The organism is Paenibacillus sp. OT2-17 (assembly GCF_009827695.1).
GTDB lineage: Bacteria > Bacillota > Bacilli > Paenibacillales > Paenibacillaceae > Paenibacillus > Paenibacillus polymyxa_B.
The window spans coordinates 1-1067 of record NZ_WUDQ01000871.1; the positions used below are offsets into that span (position 1 = coordinate 1).

The following is a 1067-nucleotide window of genomic DNA, read 5'->3' on the forward strand; positions in this document are numbered from 1 at the left end:
GTGGGGATACGCTGAGATTTCGCATTCCCGCGGAACGTGGAGATTTAACCTCGGTGCTTTATCGAATCGGAGATGTACTGCTGACAGAGTATGATGGCAATGATGTCATTTATGAGGTTGAAATTCAAAGAGGCGAGTACGAAAAGTACGGTCATGCACTCAGCGAGTTCACAGAAGGTTAACATCTAATGATGTTTTTGGGTCAATAAAATGAAAATGCTCATCGTTCAAAGTGAACAATAATATAACATGAATAGCTTAAGGCTGCGTAAGAGAGAGGGTCAAGAAGGTAAATGGTAGTTTTTAGTCCAGAAATTCAGAAAATTCAGGAAACTGCAGAACATAAAATACAAGAACGTATACAGCACATAGATCATATTGTAGATTCAAATCAGTGGAAGGTAATTCAGGCATTCCAGCGGAAGCAAGTGAGCGATTTTCACTTTGCGGGTTCTACGGGATATGCTTACAATGATCGGGGACGTGAGGTGCTGGAAGAAGTCTATGCGGATGTGTTCGGTGCGGAGGCAGCGTTGGTGCGTCCGCATTTTGCCTCGGGTACTCATACAATTGCCACTGCTTTATTTGGTGTGCTGCGTCCAGGGGATGAACTGTTGTACATTACTGGGAGACCTTATGATACCCTCCACAAAGTGATTGGTAAGCCCGGCGACGGAACAGGATCATTGCAGGATTTTGGTGTTACTTATGGAGAAACCGCACTGACAGCGGAAGGTAAAGTGGACTGGGAAGCGGTGGAGGCTGCGATCTATGCCAATACCAAAGTGATCGGTATTCAGCGTTCACGCGGTTATGATTGGAGAGCTTCGTTTAGTGTAGCAGATATTGAAGAAATGACAGCACGTGTGAAGGAAATAAAACCTGACGTCATTGTCTTTGTTGACAATTGCTACGGTGAATTTACCGAGAAGCTGGAACCTACTCAGGTAGGTGTCGATTTGATGGCAGGTTCGTTGATTAAAAATCCCGGTGGTGGCATTGCAGAAACGGGTGGATATATCTGCGGCAAACAAAAGTATGTAGAGCTAGCATCCTACCGATTAACT

At 44.7% G+C, this 1067-nt stretch carries 1 protein-coding gene and 1 pseudogene; both read left to right on the top strand.

Annotated elements, in window-relative coordinates:
• Nucleotides 1-182: pseudogene (locus tag GRP75_RS27795) on the top strand (GTPase HflX); the annotation flags it as partial.
• A 111-nt stretch (nt 183-293) separates the two neighbouring features.
• Nucleotides 294-1067: methionine gamma-lyase family protein (locus GRP75_RS27800; protein ID WP_202404351.1), on the top strand; the 774-nt coding region annotated here is incomplete at its 3' end.